Source organism: Paraburkholderia sp. 35.1 (assembly GCF_050436525.1).
GTDB classification, from domain to species: Bacteria; Pseudomonadota; Gammaproteobacteria; order Burkholderiales; family Burkholderiaceae; genus Paraburkholderia; species Paraburkholderia tuberum.
On sequence record NZ_JBNDMJ010000001.1, the window covers coordinates 1025598 to 1047314 of the forward strand.

Consider the following 21717-nt stretch of genomic DNA (forward strand, 5'->3'; position numbering starts at 1 on the left):
AATCAGACAGCACGAGGTGAACGGTTCCATGGACAAGTTCATGAGCATGCGCATCTTCTCCGGAGCAGTCGAGGCGGGAAGCTTCAGCGTCGTTGCGGAGCATATGAGTTGCAGCAAGGGGAACGTATCGCGTGCCGTCTTGGCACTCGAAGACCAGCTGCAGACGAGGCTCCTGCAACGCACGACACGTCGGGTATCGCTGACGGAACCCGGCGAGCGCTACTACCAGAAGTGCAAGAGGATCCTGGCCGACCTCGACGATGCCGAAGCCGAAGCACGCGACGCCCACACCCGCGCGCGCGGAAGACTCCGCGCTCACTGCGTAACCGATCTCGTTCTCGGACAGTTGACGCACTCGGTCATCGAATATCGCAGGCGTTTTCCTGCCGTTTCAGTGCATCTCAAGTTCCCGCCGCGTATGGCGAACCTGATCACGCAATACAACCTGAACCGTCAGACATTTATCGTTGTTGGTCAATTAAAAACGCGCTGTGTGACTTTCTTTCGCGCGTGATGGAGAACGCAAGATGCACACGATCAGATTACCTCGCATTCGGGCAGGCTATATCGTTGCCGCGTGTATTGTGGCAATTGCCGCAATGTGTGCGTCTCGAACGCCCGGTCTGATGCAGGCCATTCTCGTCGTCGGTGCGAATGCGCAATTGCCGCTCGAATGCCTGGCCGCAGAGAGTCCAGAGAACGCCGAGCCCTCGCCTGTTGCTACCGTCGCCGACCGTTCCGAATGGAAGGCGCATGTCCCGACGCAAGGCCGCGCCCCGCCACGCAAATGCTAGAAGAATACAACTCTCCCGTGCGCATTCGACGCGAGCGCCGTAGCATGACTGGCTACGAGCGAAGCGTGACCAGTTTCAAGTACTGGACGTAGAGTCACCGCGCACTTCATTCACCCGTTCTCATCGATACACAAGCGGTCGCGATCGGGCTGAATTTCTGAGGTGGAGACTCGCCCCGATGACGATCACGCACGAACAAGCCATGTCGATGAGCATCCCGTCCAAGCCGCTGGCCTACGACTCTCAATGCTGCGATCTTGCCATACCTAAACCGTACAGTTTCTTTTCGTTGACGTGGGCGGTGACCTTGATAACGATACTGTCCAGTATTGTAAAACGCGGACGGGAGTAGGAGATCATGCAAGAGAGACATTTGACGATGCGCCAAATGACCCGGATCGTCATCGGCGGCGGCGGCATCGCTGGACTTCTGCTCGCGACCAGGCTGGGCAACACGCTTGGCCGCCGCGGTCAGGTTACGTTAATCGACAAAAGTGCAACCCATATCTGGAAGCCCATGCTGCACACCATCGCGGCAGGCACTCGCGATGTCCAGCAACAGCAGGTCATCTATCTCGCCCACGCCCGCGACCACGGCTTCAACTATCAGCCAGGCGAAATGGAAGGCCTGGACCGCAATGCGCGCGTCGTGAAGCTGGCTGCGCTGCGTTCGCCGTCGGGGGAGGTCGTGATCGGGCCGCGCGCGGTCGAATACGATGTGCTGATTCTTGCGTTAGGGAGTCGCGCCAACGACTTCGGCACACCAGGCGTACTTGATCATTGCCATTTCATTGACAGCCAGGCACAGGCTGAAGTCTTCAACGAAGCATTGCGAATCCGTATATTCCGGAGCGTTGTGACGAATAGCCCGTTGCGCGTGTCTATCGTCGGCGCCGGAGCGACCGGCGTCGAACTGGCTGCGGAGTTGAGTCGCTTGCTCGAAGTGGCGTCGAGTTACGGCGACCCCGGCATCCGCTCACGTCTGCAGCTCACCCTTTATGAAAGCGCACCGCGCGTACTGGCGGCATTTCCGCCGGCGGTGTCGGAGTCCAGCGAGGCACAGTTACGGCATATCGGCTTCTCGGTACGAACGGGCACGCGAGTGACCGCCGCCGAACCCGATGGACTCCGGTTGGGCGACGGCAGCAAGCAACCGGCGGATTTGATGGTATGGGCGGCGGGCGTCAAGGCCTCTGATTTTCTAAGCAAACTGGATGGGATCGAGAGCAATCGTTCCAATCAGATCGCCGTCAGGCCAACCCTGCAGGCACAGGACGACGACACACTATTCGCCCTCGGCGACTGCTCGACGTTGACGCTCGCCGGCAATGAACGCCCTTTCGCACCCACGGCGCAAGTCGCCACGCAACAGGCACAACACCTCGCGAAGCACTTGCCGGACTGGCTCGGCGGGGGATCATTGCCCGACTTTGCATTTCACGACTTCGGCGCGCTCGTGTCGCTGAGCGACTACAACGCTTTTGGGACGCTCGGGCAGTTCGGATTCTTCCGCGGCGGGTTTATCAAGGGCCGATTCGCGCAGCTCAGTCACGCCATGCTCTATCGACAACATCAGCAGGCTTTGCACGGTTTCGGCAAGGCTATGATGCTGTGGACTGCCGAGCGGATTAACGGTTTCGTGCAGCCGAAGATACGGCTGAGCTGAGCGCCACCTCGCTTTTGACGGGAGTACTGCCATGGATCAATGCGTGACGGCCGACACTGCATGGCAGCGCACAGTCGGCCAACTCGATTTGGGATGCGCGCAACAATTGACGGCTCGGGTCAGGAATATAGTTGATTCGGGTGGATCGAGCCGTCTGCCGGTCAAGAATGGCGACGTTGCGATCGCGCTGCTCGATCGACCCAGTCCACGAACGGCCACGGTATCGTGGAGCGACCCTCGATGTTGCAAGTACGGCGAACAGCTTTGGCGCCTTGCTACAGCGAATCGATCGGGTATATGCGCTTTGAGCGGACAAGGCATCGCCGCAGGCGATGTAATCTACCGCCCCGCAAAGGTCGAGCCGCCTCCCGCAAACGCGGCTGCCATGATGCTCGCAACGTTAGTCGAGCTCGCCTTTACCGATCCATCCTGTTAGTTTTCGCGGGCATGTTTCGCTGTTGATCCTTCCCGGATCAACACTGCGCGACAGCGCAGTTGCTGCCCGCGATCGATCAGTCAACTTGTATCCTCGAGCCACATACAGGACGTCGCCGATGCGCGCGAATGTCGCTTAAGGAAGGTCTGCACAACCCGCTTTTGAAGCATTACCTTTCACATCAAGCGCAGCCTCGGCCTTCAGATCTTTGTTGGCGAGTTGATTGCCATGGTCTTTCCGCGCGCCGGAGCGCTCCAACCCGACATGTGATCTTCATCGGCCCGGTGTTTCAAGCTTTGCGCAAAGCTCTACGCGCCATCCATAAATTGCCCAAAGCAAACAGCGTAGTGATCTGGGCGGTGTTCTTCATCAAACCACGATAGCGGGTCTTCATGTAACCGAACTGTCGCTTGAGGATGCGAAACGGGTGTTCGACCTTGGCCCGAATATCCGCCTTCAGGCGCTCGATCTGATCACAGATCGCGTCCAACGAGTCGCTCAGATCCAGTTTCCTGCGCTTTGCCGGTCGCATCGCCACATGCCAACGAACCGCGTTAGTCTCACAACGCTTTTCGATACCCTGATAACCGGCGTCCGCATACACGTCCGTTTCCTCACCATGCAGCAACGCCTGGGCTACGGTGATGTCGTGAACATTGGCCGCCGTTCCAATGACCGTATGGACCAGGCCCGAGTCGGCGTCCACGCCGACATGCATTTTCATCCCGAAGTACCAGTTGCCACCTTTCGGCGTGGATTGCATTTCCGGATCGCGCGTGCCGGAGCCATTCTTTGTCGAACTGGGCGCGGCAATCAGGGTGGCGTCGACTGCCGACCCAGCCTTAAGCATCAGGCCTTTCTCCGTCAGGATTTCATTGACCAGCGCCAGCATTTGCGCCGCCAGTCCGTGCGTTTCCAGCAGGTGGCGGAACCGGAGAATCGTGCTTTCATCCGGCAAGCGAACCATCCCGCCGTCGAGACCCGCGAACTCTCGATAAAGCGGCACGTCATAGAGTGCCTCTTCCACAGCAGGGTCTGATAGACCGAACCATTGTTGCATGAAATGAATCTGCAGCATCGTTGCAATCGGGAACGGCGGCCGACCGGTTTTGTTCGTGGGATAGTGCGGCTCGATTAGCGCAATCAGCTTCAACCAGGGCACAACGCGTTGCATCTCATCGAGAAATTCCCGCTTGCGCAGTCTTCAGTGTGTTGCATCCACCGGTTGAATCCGACCCCCGCCACCTGCCGGACGAAGATCGCCGGATGGCCGCTCATCGGACGCTCACGTTGCAGATAGTCAGCGAGTGCCTGCCCGGTTTCCATCGGCAGCGTAGTACGTCCTGCCGCAGCGACTTTGTGCCCCTCAACGTCGCTGTGCCTGCGCGCCAGTCGACGTCGCTGATCATGAGTTGCGCGATTTCGGCAGAACGCAGCCCCATGTCCAGCGCCAGACGGACAATCGCATAGCTACGCTACGCTTCGGCCAGCGGCGAGCGCCTGCAACCGCGCCCAGGAGGTACTCAACTTCCTCTGGCGCGAGCGCGCGTGGCAGCGATGCGAGCTTCCAATGGACGGGATTCAGGATGACGGCGCTGAGCTTGCAGACCTGGTCGCCGCACGTCGCCCGGTAACGCAAATAACTGCGTAAGGTACAAGCCAGTTGAGAAGCATAGGAGGCCGAGCCTCCGGCCCCTAACTGTGACGAAAGGAACCGACGAATATCGTCAGGGCGCAGCTTTCTCGGATCGACTGCGCGCCGCTCGAAATTCTGTCGCAAGAACAAACCGACTATGCGGAGTTGATTACTCCGTGTTGTGGCTGCCAGTCTACAAGACCGGGCCCTGGCTTCGTGCAAACTCGTTGGCTTCATAACGGTCCCCTGAAATGGAACCGTTACTCCAGATCAACGCTGAAATTATGTCGAGTTCCCAGCTGAACCGCCTGCTGCCGGCCCCTTGTTTGCCGGGCCTTGTCGGCAATCGGCTCGGCTACTTTCCATAATCAACGACTTTGCATAGTTGGCCAATGCCGACCTTGGGGCGGGCTGGATTCTACGTCGGCAATGTGACGGATTGCCGACGGTAGCGGCGTCGAGCAGCCGGGCGACAGCTTCCGGCATCGCGAACTCACACTCCCGACCCGAAGCAGTCCATCGGCCAGTATCTCTGACAGGCTGCTTTCCGCGCGCGAACAGACGCCGGGACAAGAACCCGATAGCTGTGGCATGGGCTATCTGCCGTGCCAGCCGTACTATTTCGATCGTAGGCGGCGGCCCTTGGTTTTGGAGCAACCAAAACGCGAGAATTTGCATCCTTTCGAATCAACGGGTTACGCCGGTCCACGACGAATAAGCTGAGACACGCACAGCCATAAATCGAGAATTTGCCACGCTGGCGTCGGCGACCTCAAAATGCCGGATTCGAAAACCAAACGGGTTCCCATCGGAAATGGCATTGGCGTTTCGCAGAATCGCCGTTCAGAAATAACATTTCATATGTTACTACCCCGCCAATCGAATGCCACGCCGGCGACGCCTGACCAGACGGTCCGATTGGCCGGTTTATTGTTCCAGAAAGGACGCTACCGTATCCCAGTTGTCGTTCTCAAAAGCGGGCGCGACCTTGTCGATTTCATCATCACCCATTCCCACGGCCGGGGACCGGGCGAGTCGTTTCCAGTCGTTCAGGGCAGCCATCATCCGGGTCAGGATTGCATGAGCGTCGTCATCGGACACGCCAAAGTATGCCGCTGCATCCAGCGCCTCCTGGATATCTCCGGTTTCACCGGTCGCTTCGGTCACGGCGGTTTTCAGGATGGGTTCCTTGTCGGGAAACGGGTTCACGTCAAACAGCGGGGCGAGCCGCCACTGACCCCCGCCGCTGTGCAGGAAGCCGTGGTTGTGCATGTGGTCATCCACGTTGGTGATGAGCATGCTGAAGCAGATGCGCGCCCAAAGCTCCTGCTTGTCTTCGAGGGGTCTCGGGGAGAACCGGTCAATGGCCTCCGCAATCTGCGTGTATGCGCCATCTTCCCTGGAATCCAGCTGCAGCAGCGAGGCCGCAGACAGGTAAGGGATGCGACCGCCAGCCCGGGGTCGGTCAAACCGCACGATAAGCGCGACAGCCTGGGTGCCAGACATGATGACTTCGGCCTCGGATGCATTCAGGCCCGCCTCTTTCGCGAGCAACAGCGCCAGCACCTCACCGCGCGCCACGTCACGCGTATCACTCACGCTCGGAAACTTGGCGATGGTCAGGGTGCCGTCGGGCTTCAGGACCGTTGCTTTGGGTCGCATACCGCCGAGCGAGGTGCCGCGCCCTTTCAGATACGCGAGGTCCGTCGCCGTTTCCTTGCCGGATTCGACCGCTTTCGACGCCTGAATCAAGGTCTGCAGCGGGACCTCGTGAGTTCCTTCAGGCAAGTTGTCGTCATGGGGCACATCGAGGAAGGGGCTGTCGGCATTGTCCCTAAAGCGCAGTGCGCCAATGCGGCTGGAATCCAGCACCCCCAGCAAATAGTCCAGGTCTGACAGCTGTGCGGAACCGGCGTCTCGGCCGGCGTCTTTTTCAGCCTTGCGCCGTTGGGCATGGGCGCGGTTAATGACACGGCGTCCCCAGCCATCAGGCTCAGTATCGGCAATGGCACCCGCAAAGGTAGAAGTCTCCTTGCTTCCCGTGCGGTATTGAAAGTCGGTGCTCAGGGGGAGGTCCGGAGACAGTGCGAAGCAATCTGGATTACTGAGCCAGGCGGGGGAGTACCGGAACGCCGAGACCTCTTTTTGCCCCTGTCTGGAAAATTGCAGTTCGCCCACTTCCAGTCCCGTATCGCCCAGATAGACGAGCAGCGTCCGCGTTGTGCTGGTTTTTGCTTTTTTTGTCGTTGCCATTACAGGGCTCCACTGTCCGGGTTGGTTTTGCGTACCCGGATGCGTTTGGCTACCGCCTTGTTCATGAGCGCTAGGCCGAGCGCATCATTGGTGGTGTTCAGGGCCTTGTTGAACTCGGGGAGGAGGTTCAGGATGTTCAGGACCCGAACCACAGCGCCCCACGACACTCCGGGGTCGCCCTGTTCCAGCCGGTAGAGCGTCTTTTTTGAGATGCCCGCCCGCTCCGCCATGGATGACGTAGAAAGCCCCCGGCGTCGGCGGGCCAGCGCAAGGTCATCTCCGGCAGCAACCAGCGCACGCTCGACCGGTAAGGGCATCGGACTTTCGGTGAAGCGGCCGGAAGGTTTGGGTGTCGCCGCTGTTTTTGGTTTATCGGTCATATCTGAACCCTTAACGTGTTAATGCGTCATATTTGACCACTGTACGACATCCCTCATGTGGACACCAGTGCGATGTTGAAAACGGTCAGATATGGGCCAATATTTCACTTAAGAGGTCATATTTGACTCGTTATCTTGGAATCAGGCGCGTGAAGGGGCCGGAGGCTCCCTGTTGAAAAACGCCCACCCAACCGTGAGCGCGACATCATGTTCCTGTCGAGGGTGGCCGACCCCGAGCGCTGCCACGCGCTTTCAGGGAACGCCTATGACCAGCGTTTCAACGTCGCGGCGAGTCGTGCGCGCGGGCTGGACCTTCTGGCGATGCTTCGCGTCGACGTGGTGTCTGCGCAAGGAGAAATCTTCGAGGAGCTGATTGAGCGACTCACGAGCATGGGCATCGAGCCTCTAGGTCGCGAACATCGTCTGACTTAGAGCTCTGCACGTCTGAGAATCGCCCAAATGTGTATCCTATTAAAAAAAGACCCATAAATTTCTCAACTTACGGGTCCTAGATTCTCAGGTTGTGCGTCTACCTACATTTGGCATCCGCCGTCTAACCGCTTATCGTAAAGGCGGAATGTTCCGCCACGATTTTCAGCAGAAAGTCCATCACTGCCCGTACTTGCGGCGAACGCCGCAAATCCCGATGCACAGCCATCCAGATATCACGCGAAAACCGTTCGCCGTCGTATGCGACGCGTTGTAGATTCGCATCGGTATCTGCCAGGAAGCACGGGAGGCCAGCCACGCCGGCGCCTGCTCGGGTCGCTGCAAGGTGGCCCGTGATATCGCTGATTTCGCAAGCAATAGGTCGTCCTCTTGCAACGCTCATCAACCACTTCTGCTGTGGCATGTCCGCGAATCCGGCATCGTAGACGATGAACTCCCATGCAGATGGATTGTGCAGGTGCGGATAGTCCCTGCTCGCGTATAGGTCGAACGGCATACGCCCTAGCTTGCGTACGACGCTGGTCGCTTCCTCCGGACGGACCAGCCTTAAGGCGATATCCGCCTCCCTTCGGCTAAGGGAAACCTGTCGTGCCTGGCCAGAAACAGACAACTGGACGCCGGGATTTGCAAGCCGGAATTCCGCCAGATGCTTCACCAGAAAACTGGCCACTAGTACCGGCGGTGCGCTCAGCGTGACTTTTCCGCTTAGCGGGGAAAGGCTGGCATCAAGGAACCGTTCAATCGCGTACGCGTTCTCTTCCATTCCCTGCGCCAGTTCGAACACGCGCTGTCCAGCGAGAGTGAGTTTGCAGGCCCTGGGGAGCCGTTCGACAAGGCGCGTCTTGACCTCGTCCTCGAGTGCGCTCAAGCGTCGGCTCACCGTCGCGTGATCAACCTTCAGATCGCGCGCGGCCCCTGACAACGTACCAATGCGGGCGACAGCCAGGAAATGACGAATATTTTCCCAATCGAACATCTGTGCAATTTCTCAAGGATGGTGTGCGGTTTTGGGGAATATTCGCACAAAGGCGACATGCCTACCATGAGACTCGTTCAGTCGATAAGGGTGATTCCAGATGAGCATGTCTATGAGCCGCGATCAACGCGGCACTCTCGCCGCCGCAGGGCTGGGCTTTGTCGTTGTTTTGCTTGATGTCAGCGTTGTCAACGTCGCTCTTGACGCTTTGCGAGCCCGTTTCACCACGGACGTGACCGGCCTGCAATGGGTTGTCAACGCGTACACGCTGGCATTCGCGTCGCTGCTTCTCACCACGGGCGCCTTAGGTGATCGCTTCGGCGCAAAGCGAATCTTCACTGCTGGATTCGCCGTCTTTACTGTGGCATCGATTGCATGTGGGATCGCGTACTCGTTGCCGATTCTTGTGGCTGCACGCGTCGTACAGGGCATGGGCGCTGCGCTGTTGGTGCCCAATTCGCTGGCTATGCTGCGCCAGGCGTTCCCTGATACGGAGCAAAGAGGCCGAGCGGTGGGCTGGTGGGGAGCTGCAGGCGGAATTGCACTTGCAGCAGGACCTGTGCTAGGTGGGCTGCTGGTGACTCACGTGGGCTGGCGCAGCATTTTTCTGATTAACCTGCCGATCGGAATTGCAGGCGTGAGCCTTACTCTCCGTCATGCGGCGACAGCCGCACGGGCGCATAGCCGAAGCATTGACCTTGCCGGCCAGGTGGCGGCCATTCTGGCGCTCGTCGCTCTGACCGTGTGCCTCACGGAAGCGGCCCGGTTTGGATGGCATCATCCGTTGGTCTATGGTGCGCTACAGTTCTCAGTTGTTGCCGCCTGGGCGTTTCTGTGGCTTGAGTCACGCCATACGGCACCCATGCTCCCATTGGCTCTTTTTCGAACGACTACGTTCTCCGCAGCCTCGGCCGCCGGCGTCATCGTGAACTTTGCCTACTACGGTTTGATCTTTGTTTTTAGTCTCTTCTTTCAGATAGAGCAGCAGTTATCAGCTCAGTGGACCGGCCTCGCGTTTTTGCCCATGACCGTCGTTCTGATGGCAGTGAATATCCTGGCGGGTCGGCTGCTCAACCGCGTCGGCGCAAAGAAACTCATGATTGCCGGCATGCTGATTGCCGCGTCGGGTTATCTGCTGCTGTTGCCGGTTCGCATAGACGGCTCGTACTGGATGCTGGTCGTGCCAATGCTCATAGCCGCAAGCGGCATTGCCTTAATGGTGCCGACCATGACAAACGTCACGCTGTCATCCGTGGATGCTTCCCGCTCGGGTATCGCGTCAGGAGTGCTCAACTCGGCGAGGCAGGTAGGCGGCATGCTCGGGGTGGCGGTGTTCGGGTTTTTCGTACGCGATACCCGTCCTGATGCATTTATGCAAGGTATGCATCTTTCCATCATGACCGCTGCGGTGCTCCTGCTGTGCGGCAGCGTGATGTGCCTGTACGGAATCAGAACGCCACGGCCCGTGCACATTGAGAACACTTCCAGGATTCTGGCCTCTGACAGATAAGACCCGATTCTTCAGGTGTGCAGTCGCGCGTTAACCGCAATGGCTGATGTATGCCTGTAAGCAGACACGCTGGATTTTAGCTGAATGCCCGTTGATGGCCGGAGCGAACATTGAAACAGAACTTGCCGTCTGCATCGCGACACAGGGATTGCATTGGTCGCTAGCGACATGCCGGTCCCGTCGCGGACTTCGCAACCCGTCACCTCGCCCGTGCGGTAAGGCGCGCAATCATCCGATCAGCCATTGTGCGATCGATGACTGCGAATGAGCGGCTCGTGCGCTCATAGGCGTACATGGCGCCCGTCGCGATGTCGAACCACCAGCCGCTCAATACGAGTGCCCCGGCAGTGACCTGCTGGCGGACGATCGGGTAGGTCATCAGGTGCTCGAGTTGCACGAGTACGTTGAGTTGCGACAATTGATCGTGTGCTTTCAAGCTGTCGTCGAGCGGACCTTCCTGTTCGAGGCGAAACGCTGCGTTGTTGGCGTGGCATAGCCATTTATCGAGGTTTGGTGATTTCAGCTTGGCGTGCCTGGAGAACACGGCCTTCATCGCGCCGCACTCCGAATGTCCACACACGACAATATTCGCGACTTTCAACACCAGCACGGCATATTCGATCGCGCTTGCCTCGGAAAGATCTCCGGTAGAGACGCCCTCCGCAGTCGCCGGTGGTATCAGATTGCCCACGTTGCGCATCGTAAAGAGATCGCCGGGATGGGTCGATGCAAGCAGATCCGGCACGACCCGGCTGTCCGAGCACGTTATGAAGAGCGCATCAGGTGTCTGCGCGAGCGCGAGTTTGCTGAACTGCTGCACGTATTGCGGCAGCATTTTCTCCCGGAATTCAACGATGCCCATGATGAGTTTTCGCATGGTTTGCCTCTCAAAGGACAGGTTGCCTTGCTGTCGAGCTTTCCGAGCCTCCAAGCCCTTGCGAGTCGGGGATACGGGCCAGCGCCAGGTCCTCCGGAAATGGATGCTTCGAGCCGATCGCACGGTCCAGCAGGGTCAGCTCGACACGCAAGGCGTCGTGACGATGCTCCGGCAAGCACTGAAGGAGATTCTCTATCGCCGCGCGCTGACGCCGCGCGATCTGAATGCTGCCCGCGCCGTACTGACGTATCTCGCGGAAACTGATATGCACGAAATCTTCCCAGTTCGGGGTTCGATAGATGACGCGCACAAGTCCGGACTTATCCGTTATCTCTTCGGTGTACAAAGACCGTTTTCCGACTACACGCAATAGCCGCTGCAACTGATCGATGGCCAACACGGCCGTTGTTGGATCGTTGATCGCAGCCGACAACGCTTTCAGCGCAATATCAACAAGGATGCGAAACGCGAACATAGGATCCTGTTCCATCGTGCGTTCAGTCCCGAACGCAACCAGTGTACGCAGCCGGTTTTCATCGATTGCGTCAGAGTCTCCGTACAAGTAAAACAAGGGTTCGTCCACCGCGACAAAGTCGCCGACTTGCGGCACGAATTCGATAACCGAGTTAGTGCGCCTCGCCTTGGCGACAAGTCTTTCGAGATTCACGGCCAGAACGATGCCGGATGTACCGCTATGGCGAACAATGCGGCCCGGGACGCCTCGCTCGTGGCCGAGTCTCGGCGGGGTGGTCCGGCCCGTCGCGGGGTCGGGATAGACGCTTTCGATGACCGCGATCCCATGCTCCCCAACCCGAGCCACGAGGCTTACTGGACGCAGGCATTTCGCCGCATAATCAATCAGGAAAAGGAATGCGACGACAGACGCGAATCCGAATAGCGCTGCAATGAATACCTGAAGCTGGTGCACCTCGCTATCACCCATCCAGCCCAGGGTTCTGTTGGCGAACAGAAGCGTGAATACGAACAATCCCGAGATGCTGCGGATCACGTTATCGCGCAGCAAGGTCGTCGCGATGATCCGCGGGGTATATTGACCGCCAGCGACCTGGATTGCGACGAGCAGCGAACCGAAGGTAAACACCAGAAACGCCAGGTCAGCGGAAACGATGTCGCCGACAAGTGACCGCGCTCCAGTCATGGACAGCGCAAAAAGGCCGGTTTTCGGATCGAGAATGTCGTGTCCGATCATCCACCTTCCCAGCATTTCAGTGAGCGGCTTTACCACGGCATAGATCGCCACCGCGACGAGCGGTACCGTCCACAGGGAAGATCTGAGGTAACTCTTCAAGCTGTACCAGCGGTTCCAGTCCATGTTTGCGCTCTTCCTACGATTCATGCGGCAGCGGAGGCCGAAACGTTCGCGGTTCGCCTTTGACGATGCACGTGACCTTCAGGTCGGTCAATCAGACTTTGGTCCGATAGGTCGAGGACATAGAGTTTCGGGAATCGCGTCTCGATCGATTGCGGATTTTCGATGCCTGTCTATCGCGCCATCGCGGGCAGCGCGTCTTCGACGACGGGCGCGCCTGCCGGCGCGTTTTCGGCAGTGACATCGGCCGCCACGTGGGCCAGCTTCATCAGACGCGGCTGAAGCAGCAGCGCGACGAGACCGCTCCAGCCGGTCTGGTGCGAAGCGCCGACGCCACGTCCGCTGTCGCCGTGAAAGTACTCGTGAAACAGCACGAGATCAGACGAGCGCGGGTCGGCCTGCAACTGCGGATAAGCCGCCATCACGGGCCGCACGCCGTGCTCGTCCTTGAGAAAGAGGGTAGTGACACGCCGCGCGAGACCGTCGGCGATCTCGCTGAGCGAGCACCGGTTGCCCGATCCCGTTGGATATTCGATGCGGAATTCGTCGCCGTAGTAGCGATGGAATTCATACAGCGATTCGATCAGCAGATAGTTGACGGGCATCCACACAGGCCCGCGCCAGTTCGAATTGCCGCCGAATACGCGCGAATCCGATTCGGCCGGCTGATACGCGATGCAGACATGCGCGCCGCCATGATCGAACTCGTACGGTGTATCGCGATGCACGCGTGACAGCGCGCGCACGCCGTGATCGGACAGAAATTCGTCTTCGTCGAGCGCGCGGCGCAGCAGTGCCGTCATCCGGTATCCGCGCAGTAGCGAGAGCAGCGTGGTGTTGCCTTTGCCGGGTTCGGTCCAACGCGATACGAGTTTGGCCAGATTGGGCCGGTGATCGAGAAACCACGCGAGCCGTTCTCGCAGGCCCGGCAGGTGGCCGTATATGCGTTCTTCGAGCACATGCACGGCGAACAACGGAATCAGGCCGACGATCGAGCGAACGCGCATCGGCACACGGGTTCCGTCTGGAAGATGCAGTACGTCATAAAAGAATTCGTCGTGTCCGTCCCATAGCCCAGTTCTGCAACCTTCGCTGCAACCGACGGCTTCTGCGATATACAGGAAATGCTCGAAAAACTTCACCGCGATTTCGACGTACGCGTTGTTCGTCATCGCGAGCTCGAGTCCGATCTGCATCAGGTCGAGCGCATACGAGGCCATCCAGGCGGTGCCGTCCGCCTGGTCGATGCGGCCGCCCGTCGGTAGCGGGGAAGAGCGGTCGAAGATGCCGACGTTGTCTAGCCCGAGAAAGCCGCCCTGGAAGATGTTGCGGTCCTCTGCATCCTTGCGGTTGACCCACCACGAAAAGTTCAGCAGCAACTTGTGGAACATCACCTCGAGAAACTTGTGGTCACCGACGCCCGTGACTTCGCGGTCGAGTTCGTACACGCGCCACGTCGCCCATGCATGAACGGGCGGATTCGCGTCGCCGAATGCCCATTCGTAGGCGGGCAACTGCCCGTTCGGATGCATGTACCGTTCCTTCACGAGCAACAGCAGCTGTTTCTTCGCGAAGTCGGGGTCCACCATCGCGAACGCGGCGGCATGAAACGCGAGATCCCAGGACGCGTACCACGGGTACTCCCACTTGTCCGGCATCGAAACGACGTCGCCGTTGCACATATGCCGCCAGTCGGCGTTGCGCCCGTGCCGGCGTCCTTTCGGCGGCTTCGGCTGACCGGGGTCGCCGTCGTGCCAGCGCGTCACGTCGAACTGGTAATACTGCTTCGTCCATAGCATGCCGGCGAGCGCCTGGCGTTGCACGAGCCGCGCGTCGGCGTCGCTGATGTCGTGCTGGAGCGCGGCGTAGAACTCATCGGCCTCCGCGATCCGGCGCGCGAACAGCGCTTCGAAGTCGAGCGGCACGTCGTCGCGCGTGATGCCCGGTAGTGCCGCCGGACGCCAGCGCAGATACAGCACCGCGCGCTCGTGCGGCGCGAGCGACAGGGCCACATGCGCGGCGGCGCGGGTGCCAGCGTCGTGGCGTATTGCCTGCTCCTCGCCATCGACGAGGTAATCGTTGAAGCCATCCTTGAACGGGCCTGCGCCGGCGATGCCGAAAAGGCGGCGGACGTTGGTTTCGTTTTCGCAGAACAGCCATTCGATCGGCTGCGGCGCCGAGGCCGTGACGATCATCGTGCCCAGCGCGGGATTGTGCGCGATCACGCGCGCGCCCTCGGCGGACGCCGGCTCGAGCGTGAGCGACGGCTTGCCGGGTTTGCCTGACCACGCCCAGCGGTTGCGCGCCCAGAAGAGCGGCAGCACATGGAGTGGCGCGTGCTGATCCGCGCGATTTTCGACGGTTACGCGCATCACGATGTCGTCGGGTGTGTGCTTCGCGTACTCGATCCAGACGTCGAAATAGCGATCGTTGTCGAACACGCCCGTATCGAGGATTTCGTATTCGGGCTGATCGGCGCCGCGCCGGCCGTTTTCCTCGATCAGGTCCTGATACGGGTACGCATCGTGGGGGTATTTGTACAGCATCTTCATGTACGAGTGTGTCGGCGTGCCATCGACGTAGAAGTAAAGCTCCTTCACGTCCTCGCCGTGATTGCCTTGCGCATTGGTCAAGCCAAACAGCCGCTCCTTCAGGATGGGGTCGCGCCCGTTCCAGAGCGCGAGCGACACGCACCAGTCGAGTGGGTCGTTGCCGAATCCGGCAATGCCGTCCTCGCCCCAGCGGTACATGCGGCTGCGCGCATGCTCGTGGGGGAAATACTCCCATGCGGTTCCGCAGTCGCTGTAGTCTTCGCGAACGGTGCCCCACTGCCGGTCACTCAGATAAGGCCCCCAGCGGCGCCAGCAGTCGAGGTCCTGGCCATGCAGACGGAACCCTTCCTTCGAATGGAGCAGCTCGTTTGCGCGTAGCGATGACATGTGACCTCCCAAACCGGGATCGACCGTCGAACACGTTCAGTGCGTGAGTCCCCGCCCATCCCGTCACGCGTGCGGCGCCGGGCGGTATCTGGATGATAGGCGTCGTTTAGACTTATCGAGGTCGGAGGCCGCCTCGCTCCTGGTTTCATCTGACGTTTTCTTTCGCTATATCCGCGCTGCATCGCTGATCGTAAGGAACTGGAAATGAATCAAAAACCGCGTGGCCTCGACAATGGCCTGACGAACTACGGTGATCAAGATTTCGCGCGCTATCTGCGCCGGTCGTTTGCCAATTCGATGGGCTACACCGGTGAATCGCTCGACAAGCCGATCGTCGGGATCTGCACCTCGGAGAGCGGTTTCAATAACTGCCATCGCCACTTTCCCGAAATGATCAAGGCGATCGAACGCGGCGTGCTCGCGGCGGGCGCATTGCCGATCGTATTTCCGGTGATGTCGCTTGGCGAGGTCTTCCTTTCGCCGACTTCGCTGGTCTATCGCAATCTGATGGCGATGGCCGTCGAGGAAATGATTCGTGCCCAGCCGATGGATGCAGTGGTGATGCTCGGCGGATGCGACAAAACCGTGCCGGCGATGTTGATGGGCGCGATCTCCGCGGAGCGGCCCGCCGCAATGGTGGTGGCCGGTCCGATGATGACCGGGCGACATCGCGGCGAGCGGCTTGGCGCGTGCACGGACTGCCGGCGCTTCTGGTCGAATTTCCGCGCGGGGAAAGTCTCGGCGCAGGAGATCAGGCAAGTGGAGGGGCGTCTGGCGGTCACGGCGGGAACGTGTGCGGTCATGGGCACGGCGTCGACCATGGCGCTGATCGCGGAAACGCTGGGCATGATGCTGCCCGGTTCGGCGGCGATTCCGGCCGTGCACGCGGATCGTCTGCGCAATTGCGAAGAAACCGGAGCGCTGGTTGCGCGCATGGCCCTCAATGGCGGACCGAAACCGGCCGAGATCGTGACGCCTGCGTCGGTGCGCAATGCCTTGCGGGTGCTGCTCGCGGTCTCCGGTTCGACCAACGCCGTGATTCATCTGGCGGCGATTGCCGGTCGTATCGGACTGAAGATCGATTACGACGAGTTCAACCGGCTGTCTGATGAAACGCCCGTACTCGTGGATCTCAAGCCGGTAGGCAACGGTTACATGGAGGATTTCCATGCAGCCGGCGGGCTGGAGGGCGTTCTGCGCGGACTGATGCCCCAACTCGATCTGACTTGTCGCGATATCGCCGGGCAGAGTCTCGAGGAGCGTTTGAACAGGCCGCTTGCCGATCCGATCGATACGGCCGTGATCCGCTCGACGGAGAAACCGGTCAGTCCCGATGGCGGGCTGATTGTTCTGAACGGGAGTCTGGCGCCCGGCGGTGCGGTTCTGAAGCGCGCCGCCGCTACTCCCGAACTGCTCGAACACGAAGGGCGTGCCGTGGTATTTACCTCGCTCGAAGATCTGGCCGCGCGCATCGACGACCCCGGTCTGGACGTTCGCGCGGACGACGTTCTCGTATTGCAGAACGCGGGGCCGCGCAGTGCTTCAGGCATGCCCGAGGCCGGCTATCTGCCGATCCCGCAGAAACTTGCGCGGGCGGGGGTGAAGGACATGGTGAGGATTTCCGATGCGCGCATGTCGGGCACGGCGTACGGGACCATCGTGCTTCACGTGACGCCAGAAGCGGCGCTCGGTGGCCCGCTGGCAGTGGTGCGCAACGGCGATCGGATCCGGCTCTCGGCGCGGGACAAGCGGATCGATCTACTGGTCGACGAGGTCGAACTGGCGCGTCGTGCCGCTGAGATTCGTCCGGCGCAAGGGATGTATGCGCGCGGTTACCAGCGGCTCTATCACGATCACGTGCTCTCTGCCGCGGCAGGGTGCGACTTTGATTTCCTCACCGCGTTTCCTTTCGAAGAGCTTAAGTAGCGGGTGTTTTTTCAACTCCCTGACCGAAGTGCCCGCGCGACTCGATCTGTTCGGCGCCTGATCAAGCGCAATCGACGAAGAGTTCATCCCTCACCGGAGGTGTCGTCGAAGATTGCGGACTGCCTGGGCCACAGTGTTTCGAGGCGACCCAGCAGATCACCCCTTCGGCGAATTTTTGAGAACGTCTTCATCCCATTCAAAAGCGGCCGTTCCGGCTCGCTCAAAGGGGCGAGGCCCGGCTTGGGCCGAGTATGGCGAGGATGACATTGGTGAGTTCGAGCATCGCCGAATGATATTCCGCGGGCAGGGGCACGTCGTCCATCAGGGACATGGCTTCTTCAATGCCCTGCCGGAATGACGTGGCGACCTTGGCGCGCTGCTGCGTCGTCAGGTGTGGTGAGGCTGCATCAAGAAACGTGCCGAGAACCATCGCCCGCGCGCCAAGCACGCTCATTTCCCTCGTGTTGGCGGTCACAAGTTTGCACATTCGGTGAAGCGCGTCGTTCGCATTGTCCAATTTTCAGATCCGCTCAGAATGCCTGCCAGTGCTCCGGACTGCTGCCGGTCGCAACCAGTGTGGTCGTGTCTGCGGTAACCAGGGGCGCCGTCTCCAGCTTTTTCAACGCTGGAGGACGTGACGCGCGAGCCTTCGGTGCCGGCCGACGCGGTTCGCTCCGCGGAGCCATCACGCGTGACGCGGAGGCGTCCCGGTCGGCAACCTTGAAGACTGCCACTGCGTCACGCAACGCTTGGGCCTGTTGGGCCAGCGACTGCGCCGCGGCCGAGGCTTCCTCGACCAGCGCGGCGTTTTGCTGGGTCGCCTCGTCCATCTGCGTGACGGCCGTATTGACCTGCCCGATGCCGGTGCTCTGTTCTTCCGATGCTGCCGCGATCTCGCTCATGATGTCGGTCACGCGCTGCACCGACCGAACAATTTCATTAATCGTGCTGCCAGCTTCCTCGACGAGCTTCGAGCCGGCATCTACCCGGGTTACCGATTCGCCGATCAACTCCTTGATCTCTTTGGCCGCCGTGGCGCTGCGCTGAGCGAGCGTGCGGACCTCCCCGGCCACGACAGCAAAACCCCGCCCCTGTTCACCAGCGCGGGCCGCCTCGACCGCGGCATTGAGCGCGAGGATGTTGGTCTGGAACGCGATGCCTTCAATCACGCTGATGATCTCGGCCACCTTGGCTGAGCTGTCGGAGATCCCGTGCATCGTCTCGACCACGCGCCCGATCACTTCCCCGCCGCGTTGCGCGATACCCGACGTCGTACTGGCCAGCGCGGTTGCCTGCTTCGCGTTGTCGGCGTTCTGGCGGACCGTCGACGTCAGCTCCTCCATGGACGAGGCAGTTTCCTCCAGCGAGGCGGCCTGCTCTTCGGTCCGTTGCGACAAGTCCAGGTTGCCGGCCGATATCTCCTGTGCGGCGGTATCGATCGACCGGGAACCGTCTCGCACGACACTGATCGTCTGAACCAGTTTGCTTTGCATCGCCTGCAGGCCGGTCATCAACTGCCCCATCTCGTCGCGCGTGCGAACCTCGACGCGCGAGGTCAGGTCACCATCGGCAATCGCCCTGAAATGGCCCAGTGCCTGGGCAAGGGGCGTGCCGATCGCGCGCTGCAGCGACCACCAGGCCAGTGCCGCCGCACCGAGCGCCATCAGCATACCGGCGAGGGCTACGCCGATGAACCCGTGGAAGCGGGCCTGCGAGGTCTCAAACGTCGCGCGGGCAGCCGTGATCTGCATCTGGCCCAGTGAATATGTGCCGCCGGTGAAATCGCTGAACAGCGACTGCGGTGTGTGCACGGCGACATCGGTGAGCTTCGCCGTATCGTGGGCGGCGATCGCGCTGAACATCGGTTCCAGGCCATTTGCGACGTACGCGTCGCGCTTCGCGTTCACGTCGGCCGCGCGGCTCGCCTCCTCGGGTCCGGAGAACGGCAGCGCGCGATACGCGTCCCACGCCTGCTTCGACTCAGCGAGCAGATCCCGGGCGATCTGCACTCGTTGGGGTACGTCCGGACTGGCCGGATCAAGCGCGATGAGAAGCAGCCAGAGGCGCGTCCTCGATAGTGCTACGTTTGCCCGACCGAGCGCCTCGGAAGAAGCCAGCCGGCTGGAATACAGCTCCTTCAAATCGTTGTTGCACATCGACACGCTGGCGATGCCCATGACGCCGCCAAGGACCAGCAGCACGGCGAGAAAAGCCATCGCCAGCGCCAGGCGGACACGGATACTTAGGTTATTGAACATGGATAAATTAAATGGGAAGCCGATGACGAGGCATGCGCAAGGCGCAAGAAGAAGGAAGCGAGCAGCGCAAGCGCCAACACACGATTGATAAACAAATCACACATGATGTTTGTATACGGCATTAACCCGTCAAACTTGATGTCGAACTGCTAACCGCCATTCCGTTCAGGCGTTTTTGTGCGGATAGACGCCTAGTGACGTTGCAGACGCGGAAACAAACAGTTGGGGCGAAAGGTGCGTGTAAGTTGATAGTAAACAGATAAACTGACTTCAACGACTTGGCACTCAGGCTTCCGCCCCGGCGGTCGTTGTTTCGCTAACCCAGTGTTTTCTGTTTCTGACGCTCGCAATTGGAGATTCATCATGGCTAAAGCATTCATCCCCGTTCTCGCGCTCGTGTCGGTCCTCGCTCTGCCCACGGTTGCGTCCGCTCACAACAACGGTCCCCTGACGCGCGAGCAGGTGCGCGCAGAACTCGTCCAACTGCAGCAGGCGGGCTACGGCCGCAACCACGGTGACGCGCACTACCCGGCGCACATCCAGGCTACGCTGGCGAGCGTGGCGGCCCAGCAGCAGGCGCCCAGTGGCTACGGTGGCGTGAAATCGGGCTCGGCCGCTTCGGGGGCACCGACCCAGTGGGCCTCGGATCATTCGGCCTACAAAGGAGGTTGATTGGCGATCAGCCGGGTGGCCGGGCGCTTTCAGCCGCCCGGCCCGGTAACACGCCGCGAGCGGCATCGTCGCGGCTTGCGGGTTCGCCGATGCGGCCCGTTACCGGCAGGAACAGCGTGAGCGGTTCATCGGTAAGCGGCACGAAGCCGTACTTTTGTAGAAGCTGGTGGCTTCATCGTTGATGGCGTCGACCAGCGCACTGAACGCCGAGGGTTTCAGCGGTGCTAACGACTACATCGAACGCATGCGCCAGAAATTGGGGAATCTGTCCGGACTTATCTAGTGTAGTGCGTCGTAAATAATGCAACTTAATCGCGATTTGCGAGTCTCCTTCCAGGTGATGAGGGAGAACCCATGAGAATCGCGGCAAAAGTTGAGCTGAGCGAAGGCCAGCGCAAACAATTGGAAACGTGGGCGGCTGGGCGGAGGGTTCCGGTACGACTGGCCGAGCGTGCCAAGATGATATTGCTCGCGGCACTGGGCCACACAGACAAAGAGATCGGTGTGCAGTTGGGTATCTGGCGAGGCACGGTGGCGCGCTGGCGAGCGCGCTTCATCGCGGACGGTGTGGCGGGGATCGAGCGGGACGAGACGCGACCCGGGCGCAAGCCGAAGATCTCTGCGCGCAAGGTCAAGGCCATCGTGGCGATGACCATGCAGCAGCGTCCCGATAACGCGACGCATTGGAGTACGCGCAGCATGGCGGCAGTGGCCGGCGTCAGCGAGGCGAGCGTGAGGCGCATCTGGCAGGCGCATGGACTCAAGCCGCATCGGATAGAAACCTTCAAAGTCTCGAACGACAAGCACTTTGCCGAGAAGCTGGAGGACATCGTCGGCCTTTATCTCGATCCACCTGAGCACGCACTGGTGTTCAGTTGTGACGAGAAGTCCCAGATTCAGGCTCTGGACCGGACCCAGCCTGGCTTGCCGATGAAGCGAGGTCGAGGTCAGACGATGACGCACGATTACAAGCGCAATGGTGTGACGACGTTGTTCGCCGCGATGAACACGCTCGATGGCAGCATCATTGGCCAGTGCCAGACGAAGCATCGTCATCAAGAATGGCTGGGCTTCCTGCGCAAGATCGATCGCAGCCCCCCCAAGGGTAAGGAACTACATTTGATTGCCGACAACTACGCCACTCATAAGCATCCCGAGGTGAAGGCGTGGCTGGCCAAGCACCCACGATTTCACATGCATTTCACGCCCACCAGCGCTTCCTGGCTCAATATGGTCGAACGCTTCTTTCGTGATCTGTCCGAGAACCAGCTACGGCGGTCAGCCTTTCGCTCGGTACCCGAGTTGGTCAGCACGATCGAGCAGTACATTGAAAAGCACAATGGTGATCCAAAACCCTTCATCTGGACCGCTAAAGCTTCCGACATTCTGGCGAAAGTCACGCGTGCCCGCACCAAGCTGAATAAGATGCAATCCGTTTGACGCAGACCACTAGATAGATATCCGACGTGCTGACGGAGAATCTCCGTTGAAGAAGCAATTGCATGACGAGAAGCACAGGGGACGAATTGACCGAAGGCGTCATAGATCAGCATGGCAATCGAAGTCTAAGCCGCCTAACACGGCGCTTGAAAAATAATCTGCCTCGACTTAGGA

The 21717-nt window shown here is 60.0% G+C and carries 19 protein-coding genes; 9 read left to right on the forward strand and 10 right to left on the reverse strand.

The features are described 5' to 3' along the window. The first annotated feature begins 28 nt into the window (after positions 1 to 28). From OKW27_RS04970 to OKW27_RS04985, 4 genes are all read left to right on the forward strand, one after another. Positions 29 to 514 carry a LysR family transcriptional regulator gene (locus OKW27_RS04970; RefSeq protein ID WP_429332730.1) on the forward strand — a complete coding sequence of 162 codons (486 nt, stop codon included), beginning with the start codon at positions 29 to 31 and terminating at the stop codon, positions 512 to 514. Between the two features lie 13 nt (positions 515 to 527). Then, the gene (locus OKW27_RS04975; protein WP_244144741.1) at positions 528 to 794 is read left to right on the forward strand and encodes a hypothetical protein; all 267 of its coding nucleotides are present in this window, start codon (positions 528 to 530) and stop codon (positions 792 to 794) included. Between the two features lie 379 nt (positions 795 to 1173). Further along, the gene (locus OKW27_RS04980) at positions 1174 to 2460 is read left to right on the forward strand and encodes an NAD(P)/FAD-dependent oxidoreductase (RefSeq protein ID WP_429332851.1); all 1287 of its coding nucleotides are present in this window, start codon (positions 1174 to 1176) and stop codon (positions 2458 to 2460) included. A gap of 31 nt (positions 2461 to 2491) precedes the next feature. Then, on the forward strand, positions 2492 to 2896 hold the full coding sequence (locus OKW27_RS04985) for a DUF3331 domain-containing protein (RefSeq protein ID WP_244144742.1): 405 nt from the start codon (positions 2492 to 2494) through the stop codon (positions 2894 to 2896). 289 nt (positions 2897 to 3185) lie between these two features. Here OKW27_RS04985 and OKW27_RS04990 read toward each other — a convergent pair whose 3' ends face one another. The 4 genes from OKW27_RS04990 to OKW27_RS05005 all read right to left on the reverse strand — a co-directional run bounded on the left by OKW27_RS04990 (position 3186) and on the right by OKW27_RS05005 (position 7165). Further along, positions 3186 to 4097, reverse strand: coding sequence for an IS5 family transposase (locus tag OKW27_RS04990; protein ID WP_429332852.1), 912 nt, complete (start codon positions 4095 to 4097; stop codon positions 3186 to 3188). A gap of 73 nt (positions 4098 to 4170) precedes the next feature. Further along, on the reverse strand, positions 4171 to 4338 hold the full coding sequence (locus OKW27_RS04995; protein ID WP_429332731.1) for a hypothetical protein: 168 nt from the start codon (positions 4336 to 4338) through the stop codon (positions 4171 to 4173). Positions 4339 to 5459: 1121 nt separating this feature from the next. Next, on the reverse strand, positions 5460 to 6785 hold the full coding sequence (locus OKW27_RS05000) for a type II toxin-antitoxin system HipA family toxin (protein ID WP_429332732.1): 1326 nt from the start codon (positions 6783 to 6785) through the stop codon (positions 5460 to 5462). Beyond that, the gene (locus tag OKW27_RS05005; RefSeq protein WP_429332733.1) at positions 6785 to 7165 is read right to left on the reverse strand and encodes a helix-turn-helix domain-containing protein; all 381 of its coding nucleotides are present in this window, start codon (positions 7163 to 7165) and stop codon (positions 6785 to 6787) included. The genes OKW27_RS05000 and OKW27_RS05005 overlap by 1 nt, the downstream gene beginning before the upstream one ends. Positions 7166 to 7372: 207 nt before the next feature. On the opposite strand from OKW27_RS05005, the gene OKW27_RS05010 reads away from it, so the two are divergent. Continuing rightward, complete coding sequence (locus OKW27_RS05010) at positions 7373 to 7597, forward strand: hypothetical protein (RefSeq protein WP_167368781.1); 225 nt, start codon at positions 7373 to 7375, stop codon at positions 7595 to 7597. 121 nt (positions 7598 to 7718) lie between these two features. Here OKW27_RS05010 and OKW27_RS05015 read toward each other — a convergent pair whose 3' ends face one another. Beyond that, positions 7719 to 8591, reverse strand: coding sequence for a LysR family transcriptional regulator (locus OKW27_RS05015; protein ID WP_187613438.1), 873 nt, complete (start codon positions 8589 to 8591; stop codon positions 7719 to 7721). 112 nt (positions 8592 to 8703) lie between these two features. Between OKW27_RS05015 and OKW27_RS05020 the strand changes: the two genes are divergently transcribed. Further along, positions 8704 to 10101, forward strand: a complete 1398-nt coding sequence (locus tag OKW27_RS05020; protein WP_429332734.1) for an MFS transporter — start codon at positions 8704 to 8706, stop codon at positions 10099 to 10101. Positions 10102 to 10300: 199 nt separating this feature from the next. Here the strand turns inward: OKW27_RS05020 and OKW27_RS05025 are convergent, their stop codons facing one another. The 3 genes from OKW27_RS05025 to OKW27_RS05035 form a co-directional block, all read right to left on the reverse strand. Then, positions 10301 to 10978, reverse strand: coding sequence for a carbonic anhydrase (locus tag OKW27_RS05025; protein WP_090811049.1), 678 nt, complete (start codon positions 10976 to 10978; stop codon positions 10301 to 10303). A gap of 10 nt (positions 10979 to 10988) precedes the next feature. Then, positions 10989 to 12311: a DUF2254 domain-containing protein gene (locus OKW27_RS05030; RefSeq protein ID WP_429332735.1), complete on the reverse strand. Its 1323-nt coding sequence runs from the start codon at positions 12309 to 12311 to the stop codon at positions 10989 to 10991. Positions 12312 to 12481: 170 nt separating this feature from the next. Then, entirely contained in the window at positions 12482 to 15247 is a 2766-nt protein-coding gene (locus OKW27_RS05035; protein WP_429332736.1) for an MGH1-like glycoside hydrolase domain-containing protein, read from the reverse strand. Positions 15248 to 15451: 204 nt separating this feature from the next. Between OKW27_RS05035 and OKW27_RS05040 the strand changes: the two genes are divergently transcribed. Continuing rightward, entirely contained in the window at positions 15452 to 17173 is a 1722-nt protein-coding gene (locus OKW27_RS05040; protein WP_429332737.1) for a dihydroxy-acid dehydratase, read from the forward strand. A gap of 220 nt (positions 17174 to 17393) precedes the next feature. Here OKW27_RS05040 and OKW27_RS05045 read toward each other — a convergent pair whose 3' ends face one another. Together OKW27_RS05045 and OKW27_RS05050 are read right to left on the reverse strand one after the other, a co-directional pair. Further along, positions 17394 to 17690 carry a hypothetical protein gene (locus OKW27_RS05045; protein WP_090811057.1) on the reverse strand — a complete coding sequence of 99 codons (297 nt, stop codon included), beginning with the start codon at positions 17688 to 17690 and terminating at the stop codon, positions 17394 to 17396. Between the two features lie 13 nt (positions 17691 to 17703). Continuing rightward, positions 17704 to 19431 (reverse strand): methyl-accepting chemotaxis protein, encoded by a 1728-nt coding sequence (locus OKW27_RS05050; protein WP_429332738.1) that lies wholly within the window; start codon positions 19429 to 19431, stop codon positions 17704 to 17706. A gap of 363 nt (positions 19432 to 19794) precedes the next feature. Here OKW27_RS05050 and OKW27_RS05055 point away from each other — a divergent pair, with 363 nt between their 5' ends. After that, complete coding sequence (locus tag OKW27_RS05055) at positions 19795 to 20103, forward strand: DUF4148 domain-containing protein (protein ID WP_090811061.1); 309 nt, start codon at positions 19795 to 19797, stop codon at positions 20101 to 20103. Positions 20104 to 20457: 354 nt separating this feature from the next. Further along, the gene (locus tag OKW27_RS05060) at positions 20458 to 21543 is read left to right on the forward strand and encodes an IS630 family transposase (RefSeq protein WP_429332739.1); all 1086 of its coding nucleotides are present in this window, start codon (positions 20458 to 20460) and stop codon (positions 21541 to 21543) included. Positions 21544 to 21717: the final 174 nt, after the last annotated feature.

Excerpts from the sequence above, each read along its gene's own strand:
- OKW27_RS04975 (WP_244144741.1), top strand. The coding sequence starts at position 528 with ATGCACACGATCAGATTACCTCGCATTCGGGCAGGCTATATCGTTGCC.
- OKW27_RS05040 (WP_429332737.1), top strand. The coding sequence starts at position 15,452 with ATGAATCAAAAACCGCGTGGCCTCGACAATGGCCTGACGAACTACGGT.
- OKW27_RS05025 (WP_090811049.1), bottom strand. The coding sequence starts at position 10,978 with ATGCGAAAACTCATCATGGGCATCGTTGAATTCCGGGAGAAAATGCTG.
- OKW27_RS05055 (WP_090811061.1), top strand. The coding sequence starts at position 19,795 with ATGGCTAAAGCATTCATCCCCGTTCTCGCGCTCGTGTCGGTCCTCGCT.
- OKW27_RS04995 (WP_429332731.1), bottom strand. The coding sequence starts at position 4,338 with ATGGGGCTGCGTTCTGCCGAAATCGCGCAACTCATGATCAGCGACGTC.
- OKW27_RS05035 (WP_429332736.1), bottom strand. The coding sequence starts at position 15,247 with ATGTCATCGCTACGCGCAAACGAGCTGCTCCATTCGAAGGAAGGGTTC.
- OKW27_RS04970 (WP_429332730.1), top strand. The coding sequence starts at position 29 with ATGGACAAGTTCATGAGCATGCGCATCTTCTCCGGAGCAGTCGAGGCG.
- OKW27_RS05005 (WP_429332733.1), bottom strand. The coding sequence starts at position 7,165 with ATGACCGATAAACCAAAAACAGCGGCGACACCCAAACCTTCCGGCCGC.
- OKW27_RS05010 (WP_167368781.1), top strand. The coding sequence starts at position 7,373 with ATGTTCCTGTCGAGGGTGGCCGACCCCGAGCGCTGCCACGCGCTTTCA.
- OKW27_RS04980 (WP_429332851.1), top strand. The coding sequence starts at position 1,174 with ATGCGCCAAATGACCCGGATCGTCATCGGCGGCGGCGGCATCGCTGGA.
- OKW27_RS05000 (WP_429332732.1), bottom strand. The coding sequence starts at position 6,785 with ATGGCAACGACAAAAAAAGCAAAAACCAGCACAACGCGGACGCTGCTC.
- OKW27_RS04985 (WP_244144742.1), top strand. The coding sequence starts at position 2,492 with ATGGATCAATGCGTGACGGCCGACACTGCATGGCAGCGCACAGTCGGC.
- OKW27_RS05060 (WP_429332739.1), top strand. The coding sequence starts at position 20,458 with ATGAGAATCGCGGCAAAAGTTGAGCTGAGCGAAGGCCAGCGCAAACAA.
- OKW27_RS05020 (WP_429332734.1), top strand. The coding sequence starts at position 8,704 with ATGAGCCGCGATCAACGCGGCACTCTCGCCGCCGCAGGGCTGGGCTTT.
- OKW27_RS05030 (WP_429332735.1), bottom strand. The coding sequence starts at position 12,311 with ATGGACTGGAACCGCTGGTACAGCTTGAAGAGTTACCTCAGATCTTCC.
- OKW27_RS05015 (WP_187613438.1), bottom strand. The coding sequence starts at position 8,591 with ATGTTCGATTGGGAAAATATTCGTCATTTCCTGGCTGTCGCCCGCATT.
- OKW27_RS05050 (WP_429332738.1), bottom strand. The coding sequence starts at position 19,431 with ATGTTCAATAACCTAAGTATCCGTGTCCGCCTGGCGCTGGCGATGGCT.